The sequence below is a fragment of the Streptomyces albidus (ex Kaewkla and Franco 2022) genome, from assembly GCF_013870515.1.
Classification (GTDB): Bacteria; Actinomycetota; Actinomycetes; order Streptomycetales; family Streptomycetaceae; genus Streptomyces; species Streptomyces albidus.
Genome location: NZ_JACBXA010000052.1, coordinates 1 through 21,088, shown reverse-complemented (window position 1 = coordinate 21,088; position 21,088 = coordinate 1). Strand labels below are relative to the sequence as shown.

The window sequence follows — 21,088 nt, the reverse complement described above, 5'->3', positions numbered from 1 at the left end:
CAAAGCGACGGGAAGATCCGGCACCCGCGACGACGGATCGACCAGGTCGCCACCCCAGACATAAGACCCCGTGATGAGATCTCCGAAGGGGGAGGTCGGATCGTGACGACCGCCAGCAAGGTTGCCATCAAGCCGCTCGAGGACCGCATTGTGGTCCAGCCGCTCGACGCTGAAGAGACCACGGCCTCAGGCCTGGTCATTCCGGACACAGCCAAGGAGAAGCCCCAGGAGGGCACCGTCCTGGCAGTGGGCCCGGGCCGATTCGAGAATGGCGACCGCCTGCCGCTCGACGTGAACGTCGGCGACATCGTGCTCTACAGCAAGTACGGCGGCACCGAAGTGAAGTACAGCGGCGAGGAGTACCTCGTCCTCTCGGCTCGCGACGTTCTCGCGATCGTCGAGAAGTAAGTCACCGAAGCCGGAAGACACTTCTGATCCGCGCCCCGGTCCCTCCCGCATCACATCCGCGATGCACCGGGGGCCGGGGTGCGGTTCGTTTGAGAGGACCCAACAGCTCCCATGGCGAAGATCCTGAAGTTCGACGAGGACGCCCGCCGCGCCCTTGAGCGTGGCGTCGACAAACTGGCCGACACCGTGAAGGTGACGATCGGCCCCAAGGGCCGCAACGTCGTCATCGACAAGAAGTTCGGCGCCCCGACCATCACCAACGACGGCGTCACCATCGCCCGTGAGGTCGAGGTCGAGGACCCGTACGAGAACCTCGGCGCGCAACTGGTGAAGGAGGTGGCGACCAAGACCAACGACATCGCGGGTGACGGCACCACCACCGCCACCGTGCTCGCCCAGGCGCTGGTCCGCGAGGGCCTGCGCAACGTGGCCGCCGGCGCCTCCCCCGCCGCCCTGAAGAAGGGCATCGACGCCGCGGTCAAGGCCATCTCCGACGACCTGATCGCCTCCGCGCGGCCGATCGACTCCAAGGAGGACATCGCCTCCGTCGCCGGCCTGTCCGCCCAGGACAAGCAGGTCGGCGAGCTCATCGCCGAGGCGATGGACAAGGTCGGCAAGGACGGCGTCATCACGGTCGAGGAGTCCCAGACCTTCGGCCTGGAGCTCGACTTCACCGAGGGCATGGCCTTCGACAAGGGCTACCTGTCGCCGTACATGGTCACCGACCAGGAGCGTATGGAGGCCGTCCTCGACGACCCGTACATCCTGATCCACCAGGGCAAGATCGCGTCCATCCAGGACCTGCTGCCGCTGCTGGAGAAGATCATGCAGGCCGGCGGCTCCCGTCCGCTGCTGATCATCGCCGAGGACGTCGAGGGCGAGGCCCTCTCCACCCTCGTGGTGAACAAGATCCGCGGCACCTTCAACGCCGTCTCCGTCAAGGCGCCCGGCTTCGGTGACCGCCGCAAGGCGATGCTCGGCGACATGGCGACGCTCACCGGCGCCACCGTCATCGCCGAGGAGGTCGGCCTCAAGCTCGACCAGGCCGGTCTGGACGTGCTGGGCAGCGCCCGCCGCGTCACCGTCACCAAGGACGACACGACGATCGTCGACGGTGCCGGCAAGAGCGAGGACGTCCAGGCGCGCGTCGGCCAGATCAAGGCCGAGATCGAGTCCACGGACTCCGACTGGGACCGCGAGAAGCTGCAGGAGCGTCTGGCCAAGCTGGCCGGCGGCGTCTGCGTCATCCGCGTGGGTGCCGCGACCGAGGTGGAGCTGAAGGAGAAGAAGCACCGCCTGGAGGACGCCATCTCCGCGACCCGCGCAGCGGTCGAGGAGGGCATCGTCTCCGGTGGCGGCTCCGCGCTCGTCCACTCCGCGAAGGTGCTGGAGGGCTCGCTCGGCAAGAAGGACGACGAGGCCACCGGCGTCGCCGTCGTGCGCCGTGCCGTGGTCGAGCCGCTCCGCTGGATCGCCGAGAACGCGGGCCTCGAGGGGTACGTCATCACCTCGAAGGTCGCCGAGCTGGACAAGCACCAGGGCTTCAACGCCGCTACCGGTGACTACGGCGACCTGATCAAGGCCGGCGTCATCGACCCGGTCAAGGTCACCCGCTCCGCGCTGGAGAACGCCGCGTCCATCGCGTCGCTGCTCCTGACGACCGAGACGCTGGTCGTGGAGAAGCCCGCCGAGGAGGAGGAGTCCGGAAGCCACGGCCACGGACACGGCCACTCGCACTGAGCCGCTCCACGCTGCCGCGACGGCAGGGACTGAACGAACTGAGGCCCGGCACCCCTTCTTCGGGGGTGCCGGGCCTCAGCCGTGCTCTTACGCGCGACCGGGAGCGACCGGGCGTCCGCGCACCGGCGTCAGCGCGGGCCGTACCGCCGGCCCGTCGTGGAGGAGGCGCGCGAGAGAAGGCTGCGGGGCAGCAGGTTCACCGCGCCCATGAGCGCCTTGTAGCGGGGGTCCGGAACCGACAGCGTCTTGCCGCGCGCCAGGTCCTTCATGGCTGCGTCGACCACGGCGTCCGCGTTCAGCCACATCCACCCGGGGACGTTGCCCGCGTCCATGCCCGCCCGCTCGTGGAACTCCGTCCGTACGAAGCCGGGGCACAGGGCCATCAGCCGCAGCCCGGACCCGGCCAGGTCCTTCGCCGCTCCCTGCGTGAACTGGACGACCCACGCCTTGCTCGCCCCGTACGTGCCGCGCGGCACGAACGCCGCCACCGACGCGACGTTGACGACACCGCCCCGGCCACGGGTGCGCATGCTCTTCGTGCCCGCCGCCGTCAGACGCAGCACCGCCTCGCAGTGGACCTTGAGCATGGTGAGTTCGTCGGCCATGGGGACGTCCAGGAACGTGCCCTTGTTGCCGAAACCGGCATTGTTGATCAGCAGATCCACGGGGTGGTCGCGGTCCTCGAGCCGGGACTCGACGGCTGAGATGCCCTCGTCGGTGGCGAGGTCGGCGCGCAGGACGGACGCCTCCACGCCGTGCTGGTCGTGGAGTTCCGTCGCCTGCTGCCACAGGCGTTCCTCGTCACGGGCGACCAGTACGACGTGGTGGCCGTCCCGTGCGAGCCGCCGGGCGAACGCCGCCCCTATTCCGGCCGTGGCTCCCGTAATCAACGCAGTCGTCATGGGGGCACGCTATCCGCGCGGGTCAACCGCCCGTGCGCCGGAGAGCCGTGCGGCGGGCCTCCGGATGCAGCGCGTCACCCGCGGCCAGTATGCGCGGGAGCAACTCGGGACTGAGGGTGAGCGCGCGGAAGAGGAAGCCCACCGTCACCTCGTGGTCCGGGCGGTGCTCGATGCGGATCTCGTCCCCGCCCCGCACCTCGCCGGGCTCGATCACCCGCAGGTACGCCCCGGGCTCGGCCTTCTCCGCGAAGCGCTTGACCCAGCCGCGTTCGTCGAGCCAGCCCGCGAACGTACGGCAGGGTATGCGTGCGGAGTTCACTTCCAGCACGACGTCGGGACCGATGCGCCAACGCTCCCCGACCAGCGCGCCGTTGACGTCCAGGCCACGCGTGGTGAGGTTCTCGCCGAAGGCACCGCCGGCGAGCTCACGCCCCAGCTCGCCGCCCCAGCCGTCCAGGTCCTCGCGTGCGAAGGCGTACACGGCCTGGTCGTCGCCGCCGTGGTGGCGCAGGTCGCCGATGGTGTCACCGGCGAGCCCGCTGGCTCCGACCCCCCTCGGGCCCGGCGCCGCCAGCGCCACGGGCCCCTCGACGGGACGCTTGTCGATGCCGGTGAGCTGTCCCGGAGCGTCGGTGAACGGGACACGGCGAGGGGTTGCGACATTGACCGAGAGCAGCTTCATGGCGGCAGGCTACGGGCGGGCGACATGGGTGGGCCAAGGGTTTCGGGGCGTGCGCATGCGAAGAGCACTCGGCTTCAAGGGGTCGTGGGGCTTGCAGCCGTGCCGGCGGCCGAACCGGGGATGCGGAGGGGAGGGCCGCTCTCACGGTGTGCGGGACGAAGGTCGAAGAAGGACCGGTGGGTGTGGGCCACATGGGGGACGAAGGCCCGGGATGGAACGTTTCTGCTCAGTTCGGGGAGTCGGGTACGGCCACGAGTCTGCTGCGGGCCCGGCCCATCAGCTCCTCACGCTCGTCCTCGGTCAGGCCGCCCCACACTCCGTACGGCTCACGCACCGCCAGCGCGTGAGCGGCGCACTCGGAGCGGACGGGGCATCGCATGCAGACCTCCTTGGCGGACGCCTCGCGCGCGCTGCGGGCCGCACCGCGCTCGCCCTCGGGATGGAAGAAGAGGGAGCTGTCCACTCCGCGGCAGGCGGCCAGCAGCTGCCAGTCCCACAGGTCCGCGTTGGGGCCCGGAAGGCGGGAGAAGTCTGCCATTGCGTGTCCTCTCGACGGCGTACTTGAGGCTCGCTCCATCCATTCATAGACAAATATGACTCATTGCGAACCTAGCCGAAAGAAAGCGAGAAGACCGATCAAGTCATGCTAAATAGGGCAAAAGGCAAAAGACGCCACTCGGGGAAACCCTCCAGCGCGATGCGGGTGAACTGTGTACGCGTGATCACGTAGAGTGCTGATGGCGGTGGCCGAAACCCGTAACTCTTTTGGGTGACCGTCGTTGAGTGTGCGGAGAGGCGGTTGGCGGAATGGGCTCGGGCACTGATGTCCGAGGCTGTCAACCGCACAGGTGACGATTCGTAACAGCCTGGAGGCTCAAGGTGACGCGCATCAGCTGCGGAGGGCGGTCATGACATCCGTCCTCGTCTGTGACGATTCCCCGCTTGCCCGAGAGGCGCTCCGCCGCGCGGTCGCGACCGTGCCCGGCGTCGAGCGCGTGACGACGGCAGCCAACGGCGAGGAAGTCCTCCGCCGCTGGGGTGCCGACCGGTCCGATCTCATCCTCATGGATGTGCGCATGCCCGGCCTGGGCGGCGTGGAGACAGTGCGGCGGCTGCTGTCCGCCGATCCCGGCGCCCGCATCATCATGCTGACGGTGGCCGAGGACCTGGACGGGGTGGCGCTCGCCGTCGCCGCCGGCGCCCGCGGTTACCTGCACAAGGACGCCTCGCGCGCCGAACTGCGGGCCACCGTCACGCAGGCGCTGGCGGACCCGACGTGGAGGCTCGCGCCGCGGCGGCTGCGCTCCGCCGAGATGGGTGCGGCGCCCACGCTCACCGCCCGTGAGATCCAGGTGCTGGAGGGCATGAGTCACGGCCGTTCCAATGCCGAGATCGGGCGCGAGCTGTTCCTCTCCGAGGACACGGTCAAGACGCACGCGCGGCGGCTGTTCAAGAAGCTGGGCGCCTCGGACCGCGCGCACGCGGTCGCGCTCGGCTTCCGCTGGGGACTCGTTCGATAACTCACGTTCGCCATATGCCCGCCCCTTCCCGCCTGGGAAGTTTCCGCGCCACCGTGACGTGAAGGTGGTCTCAGGGGGAGGGCGGGGCGACTTGTGCGGCTCAGGAATCTCGCGCGTGCCGCATGCTTGGAGTATGGAGTTCCTCGGGGACCGACCGGTCAGGCGTGAGGGGAGGGCGCGCGAGATGAGGGCCAGTGCCCCTGCTCATAACGCTTCAGTGCACAACTATGAGCGCGGTGCGCCGGATCGCGGGGCGTCGGTGCACCATGGAGCGATGCGCGACGACGGGCACGACGACACCGCGGTCGTGAGTGCACTGGTCCGCCGCGCCGCGGAGGGCGACGAGCAGGCGACACACGACCTTCTCGCACACGTGCATCCTCTGGCCCTCCGGTACTGCCGGAGGCGCCTGACCAGACTGCCGGGCGACGCACGGCACTTCGTGGACGACCTGGCACAGGAAGTCTGCATCGCCGTGCTCTGCGCGCTGCCGCGCTACCGGGACACGGGCAAGCCCTTCGAGGCGTTCGTCGTGGCCATCGCCCAGCACAAGGTGGCCGATCTGCAGCGGGCCGCCATGCGCGGGCCGGGCAGCACGGCGGTGCCCTCCGACGAGATGCCCGAGCAGCCGGACGACTCCCTCGGCCCGGAGGAGCGCGCGCTGCTCAGCAGCGACGCCGCGTGGGCCAAGAAGCTGCTTGCGAATCTTCCCCAGCACCAGCGCGAACTGGTGCTGCTGCGGGTGGCCGTCGGGCTCACCGCCGAGGAGACCGGGGAGATGCTCGGGATGTCGCCGGGCGCCGTCCGCGTCGCCCAGCACAGGGCCTTGAGCAGGCTGAGGGCACTGGCGGAGCAGTAGGTCCGTGCCGTTTAGCATGGACGTTCACGCCAGGGCAAGCATTGGAAAGGTGTCATGACTGCCAACGACGGAGTCGGATCCGAGGCCGGGGTGCCCGCCAAGTTCGCCATGCTCGGGCTGACATACGACGACGTGCTTCTGCTGCCCGGCGAATCGGACATGGCCCCGGGGGACATCGACACCGCGTCGTACATCTCCCGGAACGTCAAGGTGAACGTGCCGCTGCTCTCCGCCGCCATGGACAAGGTCACCGAGGCGCGGATGGCCATCGCCATGGCCCGTCAGGGCGGCGTCGGCGTGCTGCACCGGAACCTGTCGATCGAGGACCAGGCCGCGCAGGTCGACCGGGTCAAGCGTTCCGAGTCCGGCATGGTCACGGACCCGATCACGATCCTTCCGGACGCGACGCTGGAGGACGCCGACGCACTGTGCGGGCGGTTCCGGATCAGCGGCGTACCGGTCGCGGACCCCTCGGGGAAGCTGCTCGGCATCGTCACCAACCGCGACATGGCCTTCGAGGTCGACCGCGAGCGCCAGGTGCGCGAGGTCATGACGCCGATGCCGCTCGTCACCGGCAAGGTCGGCATCTCGCGCAACGACGCGATGGAGCTGCTGCGCCGCCACAAGATCGAGAAGCTTCCGCTGGTGGACGACGCGGGTGTGCTCAAGGGGCTCATCACCGTCAAGGACTTCGTGAAGGCCGAGCAGTATCCCAACGCGGCCAAGGACGGCGAGGGCCGGCTGGTCGTCGGCGCCGCGGTCGGCGTCGCGGGTGACGCGTACGAGCGTGCGCAGGCGCTCATCGAGGCGGGGGTCGACTTCGTCGTGGTCGACACGGCGCACGGACACTCGCGGCTCGTCGGTGACATGGTCGCCAAGATCAAGTCGAACTCGGCGGTCGACGTCGTCGGCGGCAACGTCGCCACCCGCGAGGGCGCGCAGACGATGATCGACGCGGGCGTCGACGGCATCAAGGTCGGTGTCGGGCCGGGCTCCATCTGTACGACGCGTGTGGTCGCCGGCATCGGCGTACCGCAGGTCACGGCCATCTACGAGGCGTCCCTCGCGGCGAAGAAGGCCGGGATCCCGGTCATCGGCGACGGCGGCCTCCAGTACAGCGGCGACATCGCCAAGGCCCTGGTCGCGGGCGCCGACACGGTCATGCTCGGCAGCCTGCTGGCCGGCTGCGAGGAGTCGCCGGGCGAGCTGCTCTTCATCAACGGCAAGCAGTTCAAGTCGTACCGGGGCATGGGGTCGTTGGGCGCGATGCAGTCGCGCGGCGAGAACAAGTCCTACTCCAAGGACCGTTACTTCCAGGAGCAGGTCAGCGGCGACGACAAGCTCATCCCCGAAGGCGTCGAGGGCCAGGTGCCCTACCGGGGCCCCGTGGGTGCCGTGGTGCATCAACTCGTCGGCGGGCTGCGGCAGTCGATGTTCTACGTCGGCGGGCGCAGCGTGCCGGAGATGAAGGCGCGCGGCCGGTTCGTGCGCATCACGTCGGCGGGGCTGAAGGAAAGCCACCCGCACGACGTGCAGATGACGACCGAGGCGCCGAACTATTCGCGCCGGTGAGCCCGCGTACCCACCCTGCTGCCGGCCATGGCCGGTCGGCGATACTGGAGCGGCAGACCGGAGTGCAGTGCGAGAAGGGCTTCACAGGTGACTGAGATCGAAATCGGGCGCGGCAAGCGCGGACGCCGGGCGTACGCGTTCGACGACATCGCAGTGGTGCCCAGCCGCCGCACGCGTGACCCCAAGGAGGTCTCGATTGCCTGGCAGATCGACGCCTACCGCTTCGAACTGCCCTTCATGGCCGCCCCGATGGACTCGGTCGTCTCACCGAGCACCGCGATCCGCATCGGAGAGCTGGGTGGCATCGGTGTCCTCAACCTCGAGGGCCTCTGGACGCGTTACGAGGACCCGGAGCCGCTGCTCGCGGAGATCGCCGAGCTGGACGAGCGCACGGCCAACCGCCGCATGCAGGAGATCTACGCGGAGCCGATCAAGGAGGAGCTGATCGGTGAGCGGATCAGGGAGGTGCGCTCCGCGGGTGTGGTGACGGCCGCGGCGCTCTCCCCGCAGCGCACGGTGCAGTTCTCCAAGGCCGTCGTCGACGCCGGTGTGGACCTGTTCGTCATCCGCGGTACGACCGTCTCCGCGGAGCACGTGTCCGGAGCGGCTGAGCCGCTCAACCTGAAGCAGTTCATCTACGAGCTGGACGTGCCCGTGATCGTGGGCGGCTGCGCCACCTACACCGCGGCGCTGCACCTGATGCGCACCGGTGCCGCCGGTGTGCTGGTGGGCTTCGGCGGCGGTGCCGCGCACACCACGCGCAACGTCCTCGGCATCCAGGTGCCGATGGCGACCGCCGTGGCGGACGTGGCGGCAGCACGCCGCGACTACCTGGACGAGTCCGGCGGCCGCTACGTGCACGTCATCGCGGACGGCGGCGTCGGCTGGTCCGGCGACCTGCCCAAGGCCGTCGCCTGCGGCGCGGACGCCGTGATGATGGGCTCACCGCTGGCGCGGGCGACCGATGCCCCCGGGCGCGGGCACCACTGGGGCATGGAGGCCATCCACGAGGACGTGCCGCGCGGGAAGCGGATGGACCTGGGCGCCGTCGGTACGACGGAGGAGATCCTGCTCGGCCCGTCGCACACCCCTGATGGTTCGATGAACTTCTTCGGCGCGCTGCGTCGCGCGATGGCGACGACGGGCTACTCGGACCTCAAGGAGTTCCAGCGCGTCGAGGTCACGGTGGCGCGCTCCAGCTGACACGTGGTGGCCCGGGCGGGCGCGCGTAGGTTCACAGCCTGTGCGCGGCGCCCGCCGGGCTGGCTCCGCGGGTGTCGAAGAGCAACTGCGCCTTCGCTGCCAGCCCTTGCAGGTCGTACGTGCTGTGGTGCTGCAGCAGCACCGTGAGATCCGCCTCCGCCGCCGTCTCGAAGAGCGAATCGGCTCGTGCCACCGGCTGGTCCGCGACCTGCCACTGCATGGCGTACGGGTCGTGGAAGCTGAGCCGCGCGCCCAACTGCTTGAGCAGGAGGGCGACTTCGCGGGCGGGCGCGCCCTCCTGGTCGGGCAGGTCCGGCTTGTAGGTGACGCCCAGCAGCAGTACGTGCGCGCCGCGGGCGGACTTGCCGTGTTCGTTGAGAAGCGCGGCCGCCCGCTGCGAGACGTAGCGCGGCATGCGGCCGTTCACCTCCTGGGCGAGCTCGACCATACGCAGCGGATAGCCGAGTGAACGGCTGCGGTACGCCATGTAGTTGGGGTCGATGGAGACGCTGTGGCCGCCGACGCCCGGGCCGGGCCGGAAGGCCTGGAATCCGAACGGCTTGGTCTCCGCGCAGCGGATGACGTCCCACAGATCGACGCCGACGTCGTGGCAGAAGACCGCCATCTCGTTCACCAACGCGATGTTGACCTGGCGGAAGTTGGTCTCCAGAAGCTGCGCCGCCTCCGCCTCGCGCGGGCCGCGCGCACGCACGACCTTGTCGGCGAGGCGCCCGTAGAAGGCGGCGGCCGCCTCCGTGCAGGCGGGGGTGAGGCCGCCGATGACCTTGGGGGTGTTCGCGAATCCGTAGTCGCGGCTGCCGGGGTCGTTGCGGGCGGGGGAGTAGGCGAGATGGAAATCACGACCGGCCTTCAGGCCTGAGCCCTCTTCCAGCAGCGGCCGGAGGGTTTCCTCAGTGCTTCCCGGGTACACCGCGGACTCGAGTACCACCGTCGTGCGGGGACGCAGCTGGGAGGCGAGCGTGTGAGCAGCAGTGCGCACCGCCGTCAGATTCAGCGCCCGGTCGGGCCCCAGCGAGGTCGGCGTGCAGATCAGGGCCGTACGGACGCGGCTGAGGACTGCCGGATCGGTGGAGGCGCGGAACCCGCGGGCGATCATGCGGCGAAGCTCAGCCGCGCTGAGCGTGCCGTCGGCGGGCGCCCGGCCCGCGTTGAGGTCGGCGACCGTCTGCTCGTCCGGGTCGTAGCCGATGGTGCTGATGCCGGCGGCGACGGCAGCCTGTGCCACAGGAAGACCCGAATGGCCCAGTCCCAGGACGGCGAGATCTGCGGGCATTGCGACAGACATCCTTCCCCTCGTTCTCCTCGCTCGCTCGGGGAGGCCCGTGTGTGACGTCCGGGAGAGCGGTCCCGGACGATCGCTGTGAGCGGCGCTGACGAGAGCTGCGCAGCGCTATAGCAAGTTAATCGGCAATATGACGGATATCTGGGATTACCCGCTGAGCGGCGCCTTCGACGCAGCCGAAGTCATGGAATTGGAGGACCATCGGCGGGGGAACACTGATGAAGTTCTGGCATCACCACGGACGCACGACGCACGACCACACGGGAGGCAGCGGTGAGGACGGCGACACTGGGACCGGAGCAGCGTGCGCAGGCGCTGGCGCAGATGTCCGAACGCGAACTGGACGTTCTGGTCGTCGGCGGCGGGATCGTCGGTGCGGGAACGGCCCTTGACGCTGCCACCCGCGGGTTGTCCACCGGCATCGTCGAGGCCAACGACTGGGCCTCGGGGACGTCCAGCCGGTCGAGCAAGCTGATCCACGGCGGGCTCCGCTACCTGGAGATGCTGGACTTCGCCCTCGTACGTGAGGCGCTCAAGGAACGCGGACTGCTGCTCCAGCGGATCGCGCCGCACCTGGTCAAGCCCGTACCGTTCCTCTACCCGTTGCAGCACAAGGGCTGGGAGCGGCTGTACGCGGGATCGGGTGTGGCGATGTACGACGCCATGTCCCTCTCCTCCGGGCACGGTCGCGGACTTCCGCGGCACCGTCACCTCTCACGGCGAAACGCGCTGCGCGTGGCCCCCGCGTTGAAGAAGGACGCGCTCGTCGGAGCCTTGCAGTACTACGACGCGCAGATGGACGACGCCCGCTACGTGGCGACCGTGGTGCGCACCGCCGCCGCGTACGGCGCGCACACCGCCAACCGGGCCCGCGTCGTGGGCTTCCTGCGCGAGGGCGAGCGCGTGGTGGGCGCCCGCGTGCGGGACCTGGAGCAGGGCGGTGAGTACGAGGTGCGCGCGCGGCAGGTCGTCAACGCGAGCGGCGTGTGGACCGACGACACCCAGAAGCTGATCGCGGAGCGGGGGCAGTTCCACGTACGCGCGTCCAAGGGCATCCACCTCGTCGTCCCCAAGGACCGCATCCACTCCTCGAGCGGGCTGATCCTGCGTACCGAGAAGAGCGTGCTGTTCGTCATCCCGTGGGGACGGCACTGGATCATCGGCACCACCGACACCGGCTGGGACCTGGACAAGCGGCACCCGGCCGCCTCCAGCGCGGACATCGACTACCTCCTGGACCACGTCAACTCGGTGCTGGCGGTGCCGCTCACGCGCAACGACGTGGAAGGCGTGTACGCCGGGCTGCGGCCGCTGCTGGCCGGGGAGTCGGAGGCGACGAGCAAGCTCTCGCGGGAACACACCGTCGCCCACCCCGTGCCCGGCATGGTCGTCGTCGCGGGCGGCAAGTACACGACGTACCGCGTGATGGCGAAGGACGCCGTGGACGAGGCGGTTCACGGGCTGGACGTCCGGGTCGCCGAGTGTGTCACCGAGGAGGTGCCGCTGGTCGGGGCCGAGGGCTACCACGCGCTGTGGAACGGACGCGCCCGCCTCGCTGCCAGGACCGGTCTGCACGTGGCGCGGGTCGAGCATCTGCTCAACCGCTACGGGACGTTGACCGAGGAGCTGCTCGAACTCATCGCCGAAGACCCCAAGTTGGGCGAGCCGCTGCCGGCGGCCGACGACTATCTGAAGGCGGAGGTCGTCTACGCCTGCACGCACGAGGGCGCACGTCACATCGACGACGTGCTCACGCGGCGTACGCGCATCTCCATCGAGACCTTCGACCGCGGTACGCGCAGCGCGCGCGAGTGCGCCGAGTTGATGGCGAAGGTGCTGGGCTGGGGTGCCGACCAGATCGACCGGGAGGTCGAGCACTACGAGAAGCGCGTGGAGGCCGAACGCGAGTCGCAGCGTCAGCCCGACGATCTGACGGCGGACGCGGCGCGGCTGGGTGCTCCGGACATCGCCCCCGTGTAGGCCCGTAGTGCGTGGGAAGGCGTGCCACAGCTCTCCAGCCCCCGTATCCGGAGTGTCAGGGCGATAGTTCACAATGGGAGTTGGGCTGGGGTGGGCCCATCGCAGAGGGGACACAAGGGGATTCATGAGCGAGGACACGGGTCGGCTGGTAGGAGGGCGCTATCGGCTCGGGGAGGTCCTCGGGCGTGGCGGCATGGGGACCGTGTGGCGCGGCGAGGACGAGATCCTCGGCCGCTCGGTCGCTGTGAAGGAGCTCCGATTCCCCTCCAGCGTCGAGGAGGACGAGAAGCAGCGCCTCATCACCCGTACGTTGCGCGAGGCGAAGGCCATCGCCCGCATCCGCAGCGGCAGCGCGGTGACGGTCTTCGACGTGGTCGACGAGGACGACCGGCCGTGGATCGTCATGGAGTTGGTCGAGGGCGGTTCGCTGGCCGACCACATCCGCAAGGAGGGGCCGCTGACGCCTCAGCGCGCGGCGGAGGTCGGGCTGGCCGTGCTCGACGTGCTGCGAGCGGCGCACCGTGAGGGCGTGCTGCACCGCGATGTGAAGCCGTCCAACGTCCTGTTGGAGGACGTGACCAACCGCGTCGTGCTCACCGACTTCGGCATCGCCAAGGTCGAGGGCGACCCGTCCGTGACGTCGACGGGCATGCTGGTGGGTGCCCCGTCCTACATCTCGCCCGAGCGTGCGCGGGGCAAGCCGCCGGGCCCGCCCGCCGACCTGTGGTCGCTGGGCGCGCTGCTCTACGCGGCGGTCGAGGGCCACCCTCCCTACGACAAGGGCTCGGCCATATCGACTCTGACGGCCGTGATGACGGAGCCCGTGCCGTCGCCGAAGCAGGCCGGCGAGCTGAGCGAAGTCATCTTCGGGCTGCTCGTGAAGGACCCGGACAAGCGACTCGACGTGGACGGCGCGCGGGCGCTGCTGAAGCCCGTCGCTTCGGGCTCGGACAGCGCGGCCTCCGCTCCCGCTTCGGCGCGGGGCGATTCGACCGCGGTGCTCCCGGTGAAGCCCGACGGCGACAGCGGTGCGGACGCGGACGAGCAGGCCGCGCCGGCCACGGGGCCGGACTCCGACTCCGGTGCGGACCCGGCTTCGGGTTCGGATGACGCGAAGACGAAGAGCGAAGCGGGTGGCGCGGCCCCGGCTGCCGAGCCCCGCTCACGGCGCGGCAGGAAGCAGACCGCCAAGTCCCCTGCCGCACCGGCTGCTTCCAAGAAGCCGGCCGTCGCAGCGGGGGCAGCTCTCGCTGCCGGCGCTGCAGGCGAGAAGTCGCCGGAGAAGGCGTCCGCCACATCACCCGCCGAGTCGGGGGCCGGCGACAGGACGGGCTCGGTCACCCCGGGCGGCGGCGGGTCGGGCGCGTCGACGACCTTCTCGGTGCTCGTCGGGCGGTTCTCCCGCCGGTCGCTGGCCATCGCGGCGGCACTCGTCGCCGTACTGGCGCTGCTCGCGGTCTACCTCGTCAACACGGCGGGGAACGAAGGCGGCAACGGCGGGAAGAGCAGCGCGACTTCGGGCGCCGGCGCCGGTGAAGGCAGCAAGGAGAAGGACGCCCCGGCCGGCAAGAAGGACGATGAGAAGGACGGCGACGACGAGAAGCCGGGGGCTTCGGCGGAGCCCAGCGAGCCTGAGGACGAAGGCGACGGCGGAAAGGACGAGGAAGGCGCGTCGCTGCCCGACGGCTACACCCAAGTCACCGACGACGGCTTCCACTTCAGCATGGCGATGCCCGAGGGCTTCAAGCGCACGGGTACCGCCGGACGGAACTCGGGCGCCAAGTACTCGGGAGGCGGCCTCCCCAAGCTCCAGGTGGACTACAGCGCCGACCCGCTGGCGAACGCGGCGGCCGGATGGCGGAAGCTGGAACCCGTCGTACGGGGCAGCAGCAACGGCTACCACCTGATCGGGATAAAGAAGGTGAGCTGGCGGGGCTACCCGACTGTCGCCGACTGGCAGTTCGAGCGCGAGGAGGACGGCCGTAAGGTCCGCGTGCTCAACCGCGGCTTCAAGGTGGACGGTTCACGCGGCTACGCGATCATGATCACGTGCGCGGCCGACGCCTGGGACGACAAGGAGTGCAAGACCTTGCGCCAGACCGCCTTCAAGACCTTCAAGCCGCTCGACTGACAGCGGTTCCACGCCCGCGTTACGGGGGACGTTGGGGAAGAGGCGGCATCGGCCCGGTGGCCCGTGAAGCCCTTTCGGCTTCGCCGCGCGGGGCAGCCCCCGGCGGAGCCGGAGGGAGTTCCCGGTCCGGCGGCGCCGGACAGCTCTGGCACGTATCGTGAATGCCGCAGACCGGTATGCGTCCGCAAAGATGCGGATGCGGTGTGGAATTGGCGGTCTCGCACGCTGTGGGGAGGCGTCGTGGACGACTACGCGGGAGTGGCGGGACGGCTGCTCGCCGATCGCTACCGCCTGCCCCAACCTCCCGCCGAGTCGTACTACTTGACGGAGTCCGTCGCCTACGACACGGCCAGCGGGCAGGAAGTGCTCGTACGGCAGGTGCCGTTGCCGGAGGTCGTCGAGGCCGAGGTCCTCGACGACGGAGATCCCGGAGGCGCGGCCCGTGGCGGACGCTTCAGGGGGTCGGTCGGACGGGCCACGCGCAGGCCTGCGGACCCGGCTGTGCGGCGTGCCGTCGAAGCGGCGGTCGCCGCGGCGAGCATCCCGGACCATCCGCGACTCGACCAGGTCTTCGACGTCTTCGTCGAGGGTGACGGGCTGTGGGTGGTCAGCGAGTTGCTGCCCGCGACACCGCTCGCGACGCTCCTCGCCGACCAGACGCTGACAGCCCACAGGGCCGCCGAGATCGCCGCGGACCTGCTGACCGCGCTGCGCGCGGTGCACGCTCACGGCTGGACGCACCGGAACGTCACTTCCCACACGGTCCTCGTCTGCGACGACGGACGCGCTCTGCTGACGGGGCTGGCGGTGGGCGCGGCCCAGGAGGCGCTGTGCGGGTACAGCCCGCTTCCCGACGCCGGTCCGGTGCCGCTGCCGCCCAGCGGCGGCATCCCGGGCGAACCGCGGCCGGGAGGCGGCGGTGAAGCAGCGCGGCCCGGTGAAGGCGAAGCGGCGCGACGTCCGCACGGGAGTACTCCGGCGACATGGACGGGCAGCGCGTTGCCGGCGGGCTTCGACGCCCGGTACGACGACGAGCCGGCCGGGGCGCCCGAGCCGTACGGCAGCGATCCGTCCGGCCCCACGGGCGCGCAGGCCGACACGACAGGCGTACCGGGACGGCGTGACGGCGGCGACAGACCGCGCGGCATCTTCGGCCTCCAGGGGCTGAGTCCCGACAACGGGCCCGCCGAGACTCCGAGTTCACCCGTGCGGCACGGCTACGAGACGGGCGCTCGCGGTCCGCGCAGCGGAGCGGTCGCGGCCTATCAGGCGGGTGCCCGGCGTGCGACGGCCCGAATGAGGGCGGATCAGCAGGACGGTTCCGCGGGCGGCGAGCGCGGCGGAGCGGCGCCCTCCCAGGGCGGCGGGCAGCGTTCCCAGGGCGACTGGTGGACGACCGCTCCCGGTCAGGCGTCCCCAGGCGGCGAGTTCTCCGCCCCCGACGACTCCGTGCGCTGGCTGCCGTCCGGGGAGGACGAGGTCAGCCCGACCGACCTGCCAGGGTCGCGGCCGCCCAACAGCCTTCCCGTCAAGGCGTCTTGGCGCACCTCCGAGCCCGACGTCCGGCCCGAGGAGGAGGGCGTCTTCGAAGACGACGCGGACGGGCCGGACGACTTCGATCCGTATGTCGAGGAGGACGCCTCCGCCCAGGACCCGGACGACATGCCCTGGGGCGGTGAAGCCTCGGCGGATCCCGGCGGCCCGGAGCACTTCCGCGGTCCCACCACCGCGCTGGAAGCCGAACGGGCCCGGCAGGCGCGGATGACCGTCGTCGGCGCGGTGAGCGAGCGATGGGCACCCGAGCAGGCCGGTCCCGTGTACGAGAACTGGCGGCTGGCACCGCCCGTCGGACCTTCCGCCGACCTGTGGGCGCTGGGCGCGCTCCTCTTCCGCGCCGTACAGGGCCACGCCCCGTACCCCGAGGAGGACGTGGCCGAGCTGGTGCAGATGGTGTGCGCCGAGCCGCCCGCCTTCGCGGAGGACTGCGGCCCGCTGCGCCCTGTCGTCGAGTCGCTGATGCGCCAGGACCCCACGGAGCGCCCCGACTTCGAGGAGCTGCGTGGCTGGCTGCGGTCGCTGGTCCGGTCGGCTCCGGAGCCGGACGTGGGGTGGCACACGGTCTTCGCTCCCTCCCTGGAGTCGGGCGGCCCCTCGGACCCGCGACGGTTGCCGATACTGCGCAGGCGGGGAGAGCTCGTCCGCAGACGGCGGGCGCAGCGGCGTGCGGCGGCGGCCGAGCGGCGCACCGCCTCCGCCGGAGGCCAGCGGCACAAGCGGCAGAGACCGAAGGAGCCGCCGAGGGCGGAGCACCCCAGGGGGGAGAGGCCCGAGCGCCAGCACACGCCGAAGCCTCCCAAGCCTCCCAAGTCTCCGAAGGCTCCAAGGGCGGGTAAGCAGCGGCAGGGCAGCCCGCGGAGTCTGGGCCGGCTGCTCATAGGGCTGGTGTTACTGGGCCTGACAGCCGCGGTGCTGTACGCGATGTGGTTCATGCCCCGGGGCGATACGGACGGCTCCTCGAACCAGCAGCGGGGTTCCGTCGGCGGCGAGAACAGGCCGCCCCAGCCCGGTGACGACGGCAAGGACCAGGGCAAGACCGGCGGCAAGGGCGAGGGCGGCAACGAGAAGCCGAAGGACCCGGCGCCCGGAGGCAAGGTCTCCGAGGGGTACAAGCTCAGCCACGATCCCGCCGGGTTCCAGGTCGCCGTGCCCGAGGCGTGGGACCGCCGCTCGACGACGGGCCGGGGCCAAGTGCGCTACAACGGCGGCGAGGTCGAGATGGTCGTCGTCAACGGCCGTGACAGTACGAAGAAGTACGGCCAGGACCCCATGGCCTATCAGAGCGACGACGAGCCGGAGCTTGCGGCGTACCGCGCATCCGACTGGGCCTCCACCTCCGGGCTGCGCCGCATCGATGTGGGTGAGACGGCCATGGCCGAAGGCACCTTCAGCTGGCGTGACGGCGGACGCGACGTGTACGTGCGGAACCGAGCGATGATCCTCGACGGGCGTTACCACGTGCTGATGGTGATGGGTTCGAAGGCCAACAAGGCGCAGATCGACCGGCACTTCGAGGCCGTCGCCGACACCTACCGGGCGACCAGGAGCTGACCCGGCCGAGGGGCGGGCGCCCCTCGTTCTGGAGCGACTTCCTCCGCTTCATGTCTGGTCTCGGACGGTTTCCGTGGGTGCACGCACCGTCGCGCCAGCATTCACTGGCAGATTCGGTGAAAGTGGTTACCGCCGGGTATGCAGCGCGTTTCCACAGTCGTAGTCTCAGCCGCATGACGGACACGCAGGACGTGCAGGACACGCGAGACACACAGGGCGCAGCCGCGGAGGGCACGGGCAACCCCGTCGCCTCCGCTCCCGCGGGGGTGCGCACCGCAGCCGACGTGGTCACAGCTGAACTCGTCGCGCACCTCACCGAAGGGGTGATCGGCAGCGGCCGTACGTCGAGTCACACGCCCTTCACGGGCGAGAAGCTCGCGGATCTGCCCGAGGCCACACCCGAGGACGTCTCCACCGCCTTCGACCGCGCCCGCGAGGCCCAGCGGTCATGGGCCGCGAAGCCCGTACGGGAACGGGCCGCCGTCCTGCTCCGCTTCCACGACCTGGTGCTCAAGCGGCAGAACGAGGTCCTTGACCTCATCCAGCTCGAGACCGGCAAGACCCGGCTGCATGCGCACGAGGAGGTGCAGGCGGTCTCCGTCGCCGCCCGCCACTACGGCCGCCGGGCCGCCGCCTACCTGCGTCCCAAGCGCCACACCGGCGCGATCCCCGTCCTGACCAAGGTCACCGAACTGCGCCACCCCCGCGGTGTCATCGGGCAGATCGCGCCCTGGAACTACCCCCTCGAACTCTCCGTCGGCGACGCCCTCCCCGCGTTCGTCGCGGGCAACGCCGTCGTGATGAAGCCGGACACCGAGACCGCGCTGTCGGCGTTGTGGGCCCGGCGGCTGCTCATCGAGGCCGGCCTCCCGCAGGACGTGTGGCAGATCGTCATCGGTGACGGCCCCGTCGTCGGCCCCGCCGTCGTCGAGCGTGGTGACTACGTCTCCTTCACCGGCTCCACCAGGACAGGACGCGGCGTCGCACAGCAGGCGGCCGCCCGGCTGGTCGGCTGCTCGCTGGAGCTGGGCGGCAAGAACGCCATGATCGTGCTGCCGGACGCCGACCTGGACAAGGCCGCCGCCGGAGCCGTCCGCGGCTGCTTCTCCTCCGCCGGCCAGCTGTGCATCTCGATCGAGCGCCTCTACGTGCACGAGTCGGTCGCCGACGCCTTCACCGAGCGCTTCGTCGCCCGTACGAAGGAGATGAAGCTCGGAGCCGGGCTGGCCTTCGGTGCGGACATGGGCTCGCTGGTCTCGGACCAGCAGCTCGAGACCGTCACCCGGCACGTCTCGGAGGCCGTCGCCAAGGGCGCGAAGGTGCTCGCCGGCGGACGGGCACGGCCGGACATCGGCCCGCTCTTCCACGAACCGACGATCCTCGACGGAGTCGAGGCGCCCATGGCCGTGTGCTCGGAGGAGACCTTCGGACCCGTCGTCTCCGTCTACCGCTTCAAGGACGACGACGAGGCGGTCGAGCTCGCCAACTCCACTTCCTACGGCCTGAATTCAAGCGTCTGGGGCGGCAACGGACGCCGTGCACGCGAACTTGCGGCACGGCTGCGCACCGGAACCGTGAACGTCAACGAGGGCTATGCCGCCGCGTACGGCAGCGTGCAGTCCCCGATGGGCGGCATGGGCGAATCCGGGCTCGGAAGGCGCCACGGCAGCGAGGGCATCCTCAAGTACACCGAGCCGCAGACCGTCGCACACCAGCGGGTGATGCCGATGGCGCCCTCGTTCGGCATGAACGACGAGAAGTACGCCGCCTTCATGAGCGTCTCGCTCAAGGCGCTGAAGGCTCTGCGCTTCCGCTGACGCGGAGCGGCCCGCCCGTCCATCCACCGTCCGAGAACACCGTCGCCGCACCGCACCCAACGACCCGAGCCGCAACACTCGCACCGGAGGCCCACCGTGTCCGAGGAGAACTCCGCCCAGCACGAGGGCGATTCGTACGACTACGACGTGATCGTCATCGGTTCCGGCTTCGGCGGCTCCGTCACCGCGCTGCGGCTGACCGAGAAGGGCTACCGCGTCGGAGTGATGGAAGCGGGCCGCCGCTTCACAAGGGAGTCCCTGCCGAAGAACTCCTGGGACACCAAGAACTACATATGGGCACCCTCGCTGGGCCTGTACGGAATCCAGCGGATCCATCTGCTCAGCAACGTCATGATCCTGGCCGGCGCCGGGGTCGGCGGTGGTTCGCTGAACTACGCCAACACCCTCTACGTGCCGCCGCCTGCCTTCTTCCAGGACCGCCAGTGGGGCCACATCACCGACTGGCAGCAGGAGTTGAAGCCCTTCTACGACCAGGCGCAGCGGATGCTCGGTGTGCGGCTCAACCCGACGATGACACCGTCCGACGAGCATCTGAAGACGACCGCCGAGCGGATGGGCGTGGGCGACACCTTCCACATGGCGCCCGTCGGGGTCTTCTTCGGCGACGGGCAGGACGCCGACGGAAAGGCCACCGCCAAGCCGGGAGGCGAGGTGGCCGACCCCTACTTCGGCGGTGCGGGGCCGTCGCGCAAGGCCTGCGCCGAGTGCGGCGAGTGCATGACCGGATGCCGTCACGGCGCGAAGAACACGCTGAACGAGAACTACCTCTACCTCGCGGAGAAGGCCGGCGCGGTCGTGCACCCGATGACGTCCGTGCGTGAGGTCGCGGAACTGCCCGACGGCGAGGGCTTCACCGTCACCTGTGTGGCCACGAACAAGAAGAAGGGCCCCGCCAAGGTGATGCGGGCCCGCAAGGTCGTCGTCGCGGCCGGTACGTACGGCACGCAGACACTCCTTCACCGGATGCGCGACACCGGCACACTGCCGCGCCTGTCCGACCGGCTCGGTGAGCTGACCCGTACCAACTCCGAGGCGCTGGTGGGCGCTCAGACCATCGAGCGGCGCTACCGCAAGAAGTGGAAGGACGGCAGGAAGCTCGACTTCACCCGCGGCGTGGCCATCACCTCCTCCATCCACCCGGACGAGCACACGCACATCGAGCCGGTGCGCTACGGCCGCGGCTCGAACGCGATGAGCGCCCTGACCACGATCCAGGTGAACCACGACACCAAGCTGCCGAAGGCCCTCGGCCACGTGCTCACCTGCCTGCGGCACCCGAACCTCTTCCTGCGGTCGTTGTCGGGGCGCAAGTGGTCCGAGCGGATCATCATCGGCCTGGTGATGCAGACGCACGACAACTCCCTGACCACGTACCGGAAATCGAAGGGTCTCGGGAAGGGGCTGCTCACTGCGCGACAGGGGCACGGTGCGCCCAACCCCGCCTACATCCCCGAGGGTGCGGAGGCCGCGCAGCACCTCGCGGACGAGATCAACGGCTTCGCGGGCGCCAACATCGGTGAGGTGATGGGCACTCCGCTCACCGCGCACTTCCTCGGCGGGTGCCCCATCGGCGCCGACGCGGACAGCGGCGTCATCGACCCCTATCACCGGCTGTACGGGCACCCGGGCATCTCGGTGGTGGACGGTTCCGCCGTCTCGGCCAACCTCGGCGTCAACCCGGCGCTCACCATCACGGCACAGGCCGAACGGGCGATGTCGCTGTGGCCGAACAAGGGCGAGGAGGACGCGCGTCCGGAGCAGGGATCCGAGTACGTGCGCCTGAAGCCTGTGGCGCCGCGCGAACCGGCCGTTCCGGAGAGCGCGTTCGGGGCGCTGCGCGTG

15 protein-coding genes are annotated in these 21,088 nt (G+C 70.2%); 11 read left to right on the top strand and 4 right to left on the bottom strand.

Features of this window, described 5'->3' with window-relative positions; translation table 11 throughout:
* Positions 1-99 precede the first annotated feature (99 nt).
* A complete protein-coding gene (gene groES / locus H5J26_RS11390) occupies positions 100-408 on the top strand; it encodes a co-chaperone GroES (protein WP_028431119.1) in 309 nt (102 codons plus the stop codon).
* 111 nt (positions 409-519) lie between these two features.
* Entirely contained in the window at positions 520-2,148 is a 1,629-nt protein-coding gene (groL, locus tag H5J26_RS11385; RefSeq protein ID WP_181765677.1) for a chaperonin GroEL, read from the top strand.
* A gap of 128 nt (positions 2,149-2,276) precedes the next feature.
* Here the strand turns inward: groL and H5J26_RS11380 are convergent, their stop codons facing one another.
* From H5J26_RS11380 to H5J26_RS11370, 3 genes are all read right to left on the bottom strand, one after another.
* Positions 2,277-3,050, bottom strand: coding sequence for an SDR family NAD(P)-dependent oxidoreductase (locus H5J26_RS11380; protein ID WP_181765676.1), 774 nt, complete (start codon positions 3,048-3,050; stop codon positions 2,277-2,279).
* A gap of 22 nt (positions 3,051-3,072) precedes the next feature.
* Positions 3,073-3,732 carry an MOSC domain-containing protein gene (locus H5J26_RS11375; protein ID WP_181765675.1) on the bottom strand — a complete coding sequence of 220 codons (660 nt, stop codon included), beginning with the start codon at positions 3,730-3,732 and terminating at the stop codon, positions 3,073-3,075.
* Positions 3,733-3,958: 226 nt separating this feature from the next.
* Positions 3,959-4,270: a WhiB family transcriptional regulator gene (locus H5J26_RS11370; RefSeq protein WP_181765674.1), complete on the bottom strand. Its 312-nt coding sequence runs from the start codon at positions 4,268-4,270 to the stop codon at positions 3,959-3,961.
* A gap of 370 nt (positions 4,271-4,640) precedes the next feature.
* Here H5J26_RS11370 and H5J26_RS11365 point away from each other — a divergent pair, with 370 nt between their 5' ends.
* From H5J26_RS11365 to H5J26_RS11350, 4 genes are all read left to right on the top strand, one after another.
* Positions 4,641-5,252 (top strand): response regulator transcription factor, encoded by a 612-nt coding sequence (locus H5J26_RS11365; RefSeq protein WP_003948568.1) that lies wholly within the window; start codon positions 4,641-4,643, stop codon positions 5,250-5,252.
* A gap of 274 nt (positions 5,253-5,526) precedes the next feature.
* Positions 5,527-6,111, top strand: coding sequence for a sigma-70 family RNA polymerase sigma factor (locus H5J26_RS11360; protein ID WP_303647140.1), 585 nt, complete (start codon positions 5,527-5,529; stop codon positions 6,109-6,111).
* 54 nt (positions 6,112-6,165) lie between these two features.
* A complete protein-coding gene (gene guaB, locus H5J26_RS11355; RefSeq protein ID WP_181765672.1) occupies positions 6,166-7,683 on the top strand; it encodes an IMP dehydrogenase in 1,518 nt (505 codons plus the stop codon).
* Positions 7,684-7,770: 87 nt separating this feature from the next.
* A complete protein-coding gene (locus H5J26_RS11350) occupies positions 7,771-8,886 on the top strand; it encodes a GuaB3 family IMP dehydrogenase-related protein (RefSeq protein WP_181765671.1) in 1,116 nt (371 codons plus the stop codon).
* Between the two features lie 31 nt (positions 8,887-8,917).
* On the opposite strand, the gene H5J26_RS11345 is transcribed toward H5J26_RS11350, so the two are convergent.
* Positions 8,918-10,180 carry a nucleotide sugar dehydrogenase gene (locus tag H5J26_RS11345; RefSeq protein WP_181765670.1) on the bottom strand — a complete coding sequence of 421 codons (1,263 nt, stop codon included), beginning with the start codon at positions 10,178-10,180 and terminating at the stop codon, positions 8,918-8,920.
* Between the two features lie 282 nt (positions 10,181-10,462).
* On the opposite strand from H5J26_RS11345, the gene H5J26_RS11340 reads away from it, so the two are divergent.
* The 5 genes from H5J26_RS11340 to H5J26_RS11320 all read left to right on the top strand — a co-directional run.
* Positions 10,463-12,169 (top strand): glycerol-3-phosphate dehydrogenase/oxidase, encoded by a 1,707-nt coding sequence (locus H5J26_RS11340; RefSeq protein ID WP_181765669.1) that lies wholly within the window; start codon positions 10,463-10,465, stop codon positions 12,167-12,169.
* Between the two features lie 124 nt (positions 12,170-12,293).
* Positions 12,294-14,300 (top strand): serine/threonine-protein kinase, encoded by a 2,007-nt coding sequence (locus tag H5J26_RS11335; protein ID WP_181765668.1) that lies wholly within the window; start codon positions 12,294-12,296, stop codon positions 14,298-14,300.
* A 240-nt stretch (positions 14,301-14,540) separates the two neighbouring features.
* Entirely contained in the window at positions 14,541-17,408 is a 2,868-nt protein-coding gene (locus tag H5J26_RS11330; RefSeq protein ID WP_181765667.1) for a serine/threonine protein kinase, read from the top strand.
* Between the two features lie 173 nt (positions 17,409-17,581).
* Positions 17,582-19,225: a succinic semialdehyde dehydrogenase gene (locus H5J26_RS11325; protein WP_181765666.1), complete on the top strand. Its 1,644-nt coding sequence runs from the start codon at positions 17,582-17,584 to the stop codon at positions 19,223-19,225.
* 96 nt (positions 19,226-19,321) lie between these two features.
* On the top strand, positions 19,322-21,088 hold a 1,767-nt coding region (locus tag H5J26_RS11320; RefSeq protein WP_181765665.1), incomplete at its 3' end, for a GMC oxidoreductase.